This is a genomic window from Anaerolineae bacterium (assembly GCA_014360855.1).
In the GTDB taxonomy this organism is placed as follows: Bacteria; Chloroflexota; Anaerolineae; order JACIWP01; family JACIWP01; genus JACIWP01.
Genome location: JACIWP010000138.1, coordinates 1 through 8176, shown reverse-complemented (window position 1 = coordinate 8176; position 8176 = coordinate 1). Strand labels below are relative to the sequence as shown.

9 protein-coding genes are annotated in these 8176 nt (G+C 64.0%); 7 read left to right on the top strand and 2 right to left on the bottom strand.

Annotation, left to right across the window (positions count from 1 at the left end; genetic code table 11):
• The 3 genes from H5T60_08740 to H5T60_08730 all read left to right on the top strand — a co-directional run.
• On the top strand, positions 1 to 1424 hold a 1424-nt coding region (locus tag H5T60_08740), incomplete at its 5' end, for a response regulator (GenBank protein MBC7242518.1).
• Between the two features lie 110 nt (positions 1425 to 1534).
• A complete protein-coding gene (locus H5T60_08735) occupies positions 1535 to 2692 on the top strand; it encodes a putative C-S lyase (protein ID MBC7242517.1) in 1158 nt (385 codons plus the stop codon).
• Between the two features lie 133 nt (positions 2693 to 2825).
• On the top strand, positions 2826 to 3284 hold the full coding sequence (locus H5T60_08730) for a redoxin domain-containing protein (GenBank protein ID MBC7242516.1): 459 nt from the start codon (positions 2826 to 2828) through the stop codon (positions 3282 to 3284).
• Positions 3285 to 3352: 68 nt separating this feature from the next.
• Here the strand turns inward: H5T60_08730 and H5T60_08725 are convergent, their stop codons facing one another.
• Both H5T60_08725 and H5T60_08720 read right to left on the bottom strand, forming a co-directional pair.
• A complete protein-coding gene (locus tag H5T60_08725) occupies positions 3353 to 3784 on the bottom strand; it encodes a type II toxin-antitoxin system VapC family toxin (GenBank protein MBC7242515.1) in 432 nt (143 codons plus the stop codon).
• Positions 3785 to 4024 (bottom strand): type II toxin-antitoxin system prevent-host-death family antitoxin, encoded by a 240-nt coding sequence (locus tag H5T60_08720; GenBank protein ID MBC7242514.1) that lies wholly within the window; start codon positions 4022 to 4024, stop codon positions 3785 to 3787.
• Positions 4025 to 4258: 234 nt separating this feature from the next.
• On the opposite strand from H5T60_08720, the gene H5T60_08715 reads away from it, so the two are divergent.
• From H5T60_08715 to recO, 4 genes are all read left to right on the top strand, one after another.
• Positions 4259 to 6493 carry an AAA family ATPase gene (locus H5T60_08715; protein ID MBC7242513.1) on the top strand — a complete coding sequence of 745 codons (2235 nt, stop codon included), beginning with the start codon at positions 4259 to 4261 and terminating at the stop codon, positions 6491 to 6493.
• A 51-nt stretch (positions 6494 to 6544) separates the two neighbouring features.
• Entirely contained in the window at positions 6545 to 7387 is an 843-nt protein-coding gene (locus H5T60_08710) for an ATP-dependent Clp protease proteolytic subunit (GenBank protein ID MBC7242512.1), read from the top strand.
• Positions 7388 to 7538: 151 nt separating this feature from the next.
• Entirely contained in the window at positions 7539 to 7841 is a 303-nt protein-coding gene (locus tag H5T60_08705; protein ID MBC7242511.1) for a hypothetical protein, read from the top strand.
• Positions 7842 to 7862: 21 nt separating this feature from the next.
• On the top strand, positions 7863 to 8176 hold a 314-nt coding region (gene recO / locus H5T60_08700), incomplete at its 3' end, for a DNA repair protein RecO (GenBank protein MBC7242510.1).

Below are 8176 nucleotides of genomic sequence, written 5' to 3'. Positions count from 1 at the left end.
CGGCCGAGCGCATCTTCGGGTATCCAGCGGAGCAGGCAGTGGGCCGGAGCATGGACTTCGAGGCCATTCCATCGGCCGAATTGAGGGCCTTGGTAGAGCGCCTGTGGGGGCAGGTGCGGGCCGGTGCCTGTGTGTCGCTGGATGAGGAGCCGTATACGCATCCGGACGGCCGGCGCCTGTGGCTGAGCGGCACCGGCACACCGATATTGGATGCCGCCGGCCGGCCCAGCGGCGCCCTGTTCGTGGTGCGCGATGTGACCCGCGAGCGCCTGATCAAGCGGCAGATGGAGCAGACCGAGCGCCTCTCGGCGCTGGGTCAGATTGTGGCCGGCGTGGCCCATGAGCTGAATAACCCCCTCACCTCGATCCTCGGCTTCGGCCAGCTCCTGCTCTCGGAGCCATTGCAAGAGGAGGCGCGCCGCGATGTGGAGCGCATTGTCTCCCAGGCCCGGCGCATGTCCCGCATCGTGCAGAACCTGCTGGTCTTCGCCCGCGACCGCGAGCCAGAGTGGACCGCCACGGATTTGAACGCTGTTATTCGCCAGGTGGTGGAAATGCGGGAGCACGAGCTGAGCGTGGCCAATATTCAGGTGGAGCTGGAGCTGGAGGAGGACCTGCCGGTGATCCGCGCTGACCCCTATCAGCTTCAGCAGGTCTTCTTCAACCTGGTGTTGAACGCGGAGCAGGCCATGCGGGAAGCGCATCAGGGCGGCCGGCTGACGGTGCGCACAACCCTCTTGCCCGACGGAGAATGGCTCCGGGCGGAAGTCATTGATGATGGGCCGGGTATCCTGCCGCAAAACCTGAAGCGCATCTTCGATCCCTTCTTCACCACCAAAGAGGTGGGCAAGGGCACCGGCCTGGGGCTTTCGGTCTGCTACGGCATCGTGGAAGAGCACGGCGGGCGCATCTGGGCGGAAAGCGAGTACGGCCATGGTGCTACCTTCATCGTGGAACTGCCGGTGCGGCCAGCAGAGGAAACAACGGCGTCCCCTAAGCCTCTTGTCACCAAGGAGACAATACCCCCGTCAGCCCCTTGCCGCATCCTGGTGGTGGATGATGAGGACACCATCACCTCTATGCTCGGGCGGGTGCTCCCTCTCTGGGGCTATCAGGTCACCATCGCCGGGGATGGCCAGGAGGCACTGCGCCGGCTCTCAGAGGAGCAGTTCGACCTTATCCTCTGCGACATCCGCATGCCGGGCATGAAAGGGCAGGAGCTGATGGCGCGTCTGCAGGAGGAACGGCCGGAATACGCGCAGCGCATCGTCTTCATGACCGGCGACACGGTCTCCCCCGATACCCAAGAGTTTCTGCAGGGAGCCGGCCGGCCGGTCCTGCGCAAGCCTTTTACCCTGGAGCTCCTCCAGGGACTCCTGCAGGAGTGGCGCGAGCACCCGCCATATCCTACGGACAGTGCCTGATCGAACCCCTGTCAGGCTTCGCTCTGCACTGGATTAGGGCCCCTCGGCGTAATTCCGGTGCTTCCTGCCGGCAGACACACTGCTTCATTCTTGTCATGAGGAGCACATCCATGTCCTTCAACTTCGATGTGATTATCCCACGTCGGGGGACCGACTGCGAGAAATGGGACGAGTATCCTGAGGATGTACTGCCCCTCTGGGTGGCGGATATGGACTTTCGGGCGCCGCCGGCGGTCATCGAGGCACTGCGCGCCAGGGTGGAGCACGGCATATTTGGCTACGGCCGGGAGCCGGCCGGCCTGCGGGAGATCATCACCGCCCGGCTGAAACGCCTGTACGGTTGGTCCGTTGCCCCGGAGGCGCTGGTCTTCGTGCCCGGCGTGGTGCGCGGCATCCACATGGCCTGCCGGGGGGTGGTCTCACCAGGTGAGGCGGTGATGTATCAGGTGCCGGTCTATCCCCCCATTCATTGGGCGCCGGCGCAGAATGGGCTGATGGGTGTGGCCAATTCCCTGGTGCCGGATGCCGGCGGCTATTACACCATGGATTTCGATGCCATCGAGGCGCAAATCTCCCGACATCCCGTGCGGATGTTCATCCTTTGCAATCCCCATAATCCGGTGGGGAGGGTGTTTCGCCGGCCAGAGCTGGAGCGTCTGGCCGAGATATGCCTGCGGCATAATGTCATTATCTGCTCGGATGAGATTCACTGCGACCTGGTGTACCGCGGGCACCCGCATATCCCCATCGCCACATTATCGCCCGAGGTCGAGGCCAGGACCATCACCTTGATGGCGCCCAGCAAGACCTATAACATCGCCGGCCTGGAATGCTCCGTGGCCATCGTCCCGGACCCGGAACTGCGGAAGCGTTTTCTGGCCGGCCGCTGTAACCTGGTGCCGAGCGTCAACGTGATGGGGTTCGCGGCGGCGCAGGCCGCCTATGCCCACGGCGACGAGTGGCTGTCAGCACTGCTCCTCTACCTGGAGGCCAATCGGGATTATCTCTGCGCCTATGCCGATGCATATTTGCCCGGCATCCGCATCTGTCCCCCGGAGGGCACCTTCCTGGCGTGGTTGGACTGCCGGGAGGCCGGCCTGCCGGCGGACCCGTACACCTTCTTCCTGGAGCGGGCGCGGGTGGCGCTGAACCCTGGGCCATCCTTTGGGGCCGGCGGCGAGGGTTTCGTGCGGCTGAACTTCGGCTGTCCGCGTGCCGTATTGACCGAGGCGCTGGAGCGCATGCGCGCCGCCCTGGCGAAGCTTTAGAGGAACATCTTAGGTGACAGTCACCTGTTTTTATAGTATGGTTCGTAATGCAGGTTACGTTATCTGGGGCACGGGTCGGGTAATAAATGATAGAGAGATACGCCGCAGAACGTGTGAAGAAAGGAGGCCGGCGATGGCTATTGAAGTAGGACGAAAGGCCCCGGAGTTTGGGCTGAAGGACCAGAACGGCGAGCTGGTCAAGCTCTCCGATTATCTGGGCAAGAAGAACGTGGTGCTGTCATTCCATCCCCTGGCATGGACCTCGGTCTGTGCCGCACAGATGCTGCACCTGCATTTCACGGAGGAGGAATTCGCCAAACGCGATACCGTGGTTTTCGGCGTCAGCGTGGACAGCGTGCCCAGCAAGGCCGCCTGGGCCAAGGCGCTCGGGCTGGGGAATCTGCGCATCCTGGCGGATTTCCACCCCAAGGGGAACATGGCGGAGAAGTACGGCCTTCTGCGGCGCGAGGGCTTCAGCGAGCGGGCAGTGGTGCTGATTGACAAAGAAGGCATTGTGCGCTGGGTGAAGGTGTACCCGATGAAAGAGGTGCCGATGCCGCAGGAAGTGCTGGAAGCGATCGATCGCTTGTGAGCATCAGGTGATAGCATTCCGGTGACCATTCAGGTGACAGTCACCTCGCAGGTGACTGTCACCTGTTTTTACGCACCGCTTTCCCGATATATTCTCACACCACATCGCACCGCCGCTTCCCGCAGAACCGCATCTTGGGTGGCCAGCGGCAGTCCGGATCGCATCGCCAGGTCCATATACGCCGCGTCATACGCCGAAAGCCCTTGTTGTTGGCGGGCCAGGGAGAGAATTTCCCCGAAGATGCGGGTGGCCGCCTCCTCTACCACAATGATTGGCAGTTGGCGCAGGAGGTTCAGGAAACGCACTGTATCAGCGGCGGTGATCCGTCCCTGCCGCTCGGCCACCACCAGCACGTTGCTCACTTCCAGCGGCCAGATGATGGGAGCCAAGGCCGTGGCTCGGGTGAAGCTTTCCAGCACCTCATCAGCGTACGGGTTGGCTTCATCCTCAAAGCACCAGGCCATCACCACGGATGCGTCAATCACAAATTGCTCCGCCACTTATAGCCGTCCTTCCTCTACCATCTCCCGCACTGAGAGCCCACCCAGGCGCCGGCCGCGTCGGAAGGCTTTCAAGGCATTGATGACCTGTTCGGGGGGCAGGGAGGGTATCTCTCCTGCAGGCTGCAGGACGGCCACAGGCGTCCCGTGGCGCGTAATGATAATGCGCTCGCCCTTCTCCACCCGAGCGATCAACTGCGCCAGTCGTGTCTTTGCCTCATACACACCGACTTTCGTCATCCCATCCCTCCTGATAACAGACCAGTATAAGACCAGTGTATCATGTTTCCGCCCGGTGTCAAATCGCGAATCGCCGGCCCGGGAGAAACACGTTCTCCCAGCGCGCGGCCACGTTATGATGATTGTCCTTCGCACCGCCGGCGTGTATAATGTGATACACAGAAGTAACATGATGGTAGACTGTCGGCTGGTGGGATGATGGGTAAGGAATCCGCGGCGCGCAAGTCGCGCAGTATGGACCTGTTCGAGCAGGCCTTCCAGGAGCATATGGCGCGGGAGGCGCCGCTGGCGGCGCGCATGCGGCCGCGCACCCTGGACGAGTTCGTCGGCCAAGAACATATCGTGGGGCCGGGCCGGCTCCTGCGCCGCGCCATCCAGGCGGACCAGCTCTCCTCGGTCATCTTTTACGGCCCGCCCGGCACCGGCAAGACCACCCTGGCGATGGTCATCGCCAACACTACCAAGTCGCATTTCATCACCATCAACGCGGTGCTCGCCGGCGTCAACGACATCCGGGCCGCCATCGAGGTGGCACAGGAGCGCCGGCGGCTCTATCACCAGCGCACTATCCTGTTTGTGGACGAGGTCCACCGCTTCAATAAGGCCCAGCAGGACGCCCTGCTCCCCTGGGTCGAGAACGGCACCATCATCCTCATCGGCGCCACTACCGAAAACCCCTGGTTCTCGGTCAATGCCCCGCTGGTCAGCCGGAGCCGCATCTTCCAGTTGAAACCGCTCACGGAGGAAGACCTGTACACCATCGCCCGGCGCGCTCTCAGCGATCCCGAGCGCGGCTACGGCAAGCTGAAGGTGGAGATGCATGAGGATGCGCTGGCGCACCTGGTCAATGTCTCCAACGGCGATGCCCGCAGTTTGCTCAATGCCCTGGAACTGGCGGTGGAGACCACCCCGCCGAACGAGGATGGGGTCATTGTGGTGGACATGGCGGTGGCGGAGGAGAGCATCCAGCGGCGCGCGGTGCTGTACGACAAAGAGGGGGACTATCATTTTGATACTATCAGCGCCTTCATCAAGTCCCTGCGCGGATCGGACCCTGATGCGGCTATGTACTGGCTGGCGAAGATGGTCTACGCCGGCGAGGACCCCCGCTTCATCTTCCGCCGAATGCTCATCTTCGCCAGCGAGGATGTCGGCCTGGCGGATCCCAACGCCGTGGCGGTAGTGAACGCCTGTGCCGAGGCCTTCGACCGCGTCGGACTGCCAGAGGGGCGCTTCCACCTGGCGGAGGCGGCGCTCTACCTGGCCACCGCCCCCAAATCCAACTCGGTCTTTGCCTTTTTCGACGCGCTGGCCACGGTGGAGCAGGAGCGCGAGGGGGAAGTGCCCGTGCATCTGCGGGATGCCAGCAGAGACCAGGAGGGGTTGGGACACGGCGCCGGCTATCTCTATCCCCACGCCTACCGCGACCATTGGGTGGCCCAGCAGTACCTGCCGGACTCACTGCAGGGCAAGGTGTTCTATCAACCGGGAGAGCTGGGCTATGAGCGCCAGATCCGCGAGACCATCCTGCGCCGGCGGGAAGCCCAACTGGCTGCCATGGTGGAAGGGGAAGTCAGCCCGGCGGTGGAGCACCTCACCTTTTCCCCCCAGGACCGCGCCCGGGAGCGCTGGATCCAGCGCGCTCTCAGCCGCACCAGCGAACTGTTGGAGGAGCGCCGCCGGCGCATCTTTGCGCGGGCCGGCCTCTTGCGCCATCATGTCGTGCTGGACCTGAACGCCGGCACCGGCCTCCTGACCTGGGAGGCGGTGCGGCAGACGCCGGAAGGGGGCGTGTGGTGCCTGGTGGAGAAGCCGGAGGATGCTCAGGCCCTGCTGGAACAGGCCGGCCGCCTGCCGGAGCTGGAGCGGCCGGTGGTCTGGCAGGGCAAGGTGTGGGACCTGCCCCGCCTGATCCGACAGGCCGGCGAGCCGGCCCTGCGCTTCGACCGCATCATCGGGCGCAGTGTCTTCACCGAGGAGCCAGATAAGCCGGCGCTGGCGCGTCTGCTGGCGGAGATCCTGCGGCCGGATGGGCGCATTGTGCTGGCGGAAGTGGTGCCGCGCCGCGCCCAGCGCCTCTATGCCCTGGTGGAGCCGGCGGCCCTGCCGGGCGACCTGGCCGAGCGCTGGAAAGAGGCGGAGGAAACCATCTATGCGGATGCCGGCGATGTCATGGTGAATTGGGATGCCCCGGACCTGGAAAGGGCCTTTGCCGAGGCCGGCCTGGAGGTCCAGGTGGAGGTGGTGGAGGAATCCAATGAGCGCGTGCTGGGGCCGCGCCAGCTCGCGCAGTGGTTCACGCCGGCGGCCGGTGCCGGCCGGCCCAGCTATGTCCAGCGTCTGCTGGCCAGCGGCCGGCTGACAGAGGCGGAAATTGAGCTACTGCGTCAGCAGTTGGGCCGGCTGATCGGACAGCCGCTGGTATGGCGCACAAGCGTGGCGTATGTGGTCGCTCAGCCGGCGCGGTGAGGCCGGCGGTCACCCATAATTTCAAATCCATATCACAAGGAGGTAACACGTATGCTCGACATCTTCTGGATCTTCCTCATCCTGGCTTCGCTCCAGCCGGTCATCCACCAGCGCCTGCTGGAAGCGGCCCGGCTCCGCAGAATTCATGACCTGGAGCGCAAGCGCAAGAGCCGCGTCATTACCCTCATTCATCGGCAGGAGACCCTGGCTTTCCTGGGTTTCCCCGTGGCGCGCTACATTGACATTGATGACTCCGAGGCCGTACTGCGCGCCATCAAGCTCACCGACCCCGAAGTGCCGATTGATCTCATCCTGCACACCCCCGGCGGGCTGGTGCTGGCGGCAGAGCAGATCGCCTATGCGCTGTGCGCCCATAAGGCACCCGTGACGGTCTTTGTCCCCCATTATGCCATGTCAGGCGGTACGTTGATCTCCTTGGCCGCCGACCAGATCGTCATGGATCCCAACGCCGTCCTCGGGCCGGTGGACCCTCAGCTCGGGCAGTACCCGGCCGCGTCCATCCTGCGGGCAGTGGCGCGCAAGGACGTGAACGAGGTGGACGATCAGACGCTCATCATGGCGGACATCGCCGAGAAGGCCATCCGCCAGGTGAAGGAGACGGTGGTCTGCATCGTGCAGGAGCGGATGTCGCGTGAGCAGGCAGAAGCCCTGGCGGAGAAGCTGGCCACCGGCACCTGGACGCATGATTATCCCATCACGGTGCGGGAGGCGCGGGAGCTGGGCCTGCCGGTCAGCACGGAGATGCCCACGGAGGTATATGAGATCATGCAGTTGTATCGGCAGACGGCCCAGCGCCGGCCCTCGGTGGAGTACATCCCTGCGCCGTACCGAGTTCCCGAGGGCAACGGCCGGCGGCGCGGCCTGCTCGAATAACCCGCTGAGCGCCGGCGGCAGGTACCTGGTTCGCAATCCTCCGCCTCCCCGGCCGTGGGGCCGCGGGAGGCGGTTGCATTTTTGCCCCGGCGCGCCGGCCAATGGTATAATGCGCGTTATCGCAATAGTCGAGGAAAGAGGGACGCCGTCCATGAGCACGCTCAACGATTATATGCGGGAAGTGCGGGAGCTGGCCGACGCCAAAGGCTTCGGCAGTGGGCCGGAGCGCATCTGGGAAATGCTGGCCCTCATCCATACCGAGGTCTCCGAGGCGACGGATGCCTATAAAAAGGGCGAGCCCATGGAGAAGGTCGGCGAGGAGCTTATCGACGCGCTGATCCGCATCTTTCATCTCCTTTCGGCGCTGGACCAGGATGCGGAGGCCCTTTATCGGGCCAAGATGGCGAAAAACTGGGGGCGTCCCTATCGCTACAACACGGTGCGCGGCGGATGAGCCGGCAGGCAGGATAAGCCGATGGAGAGCGAGCGGCGCCAGCGCCTGTATCGCGCCGAGGCGGTCATTATCAAACGGCGAGATTTCGGGGAAGCGGATCGCCTGGTGACCTGCTTCACCCGCGAGCACGGCAAGCTGACGCTCCTGGCCAAGGGGGTGCGCAAGATCACCAGCCGCAAAGCCGGCCATGTGGAGCTGTTTACCTACGCGCGCCTGCTGGTGGCCAAGGGCAGGACCTGGGACATCATCACCCAGGCCGAATGCATCCAGCCCTTCCTCCCCCTGCGGGAGGACCTCGGGCGCACCGGCTATGCCTATTACGCGGCGGAACTGCT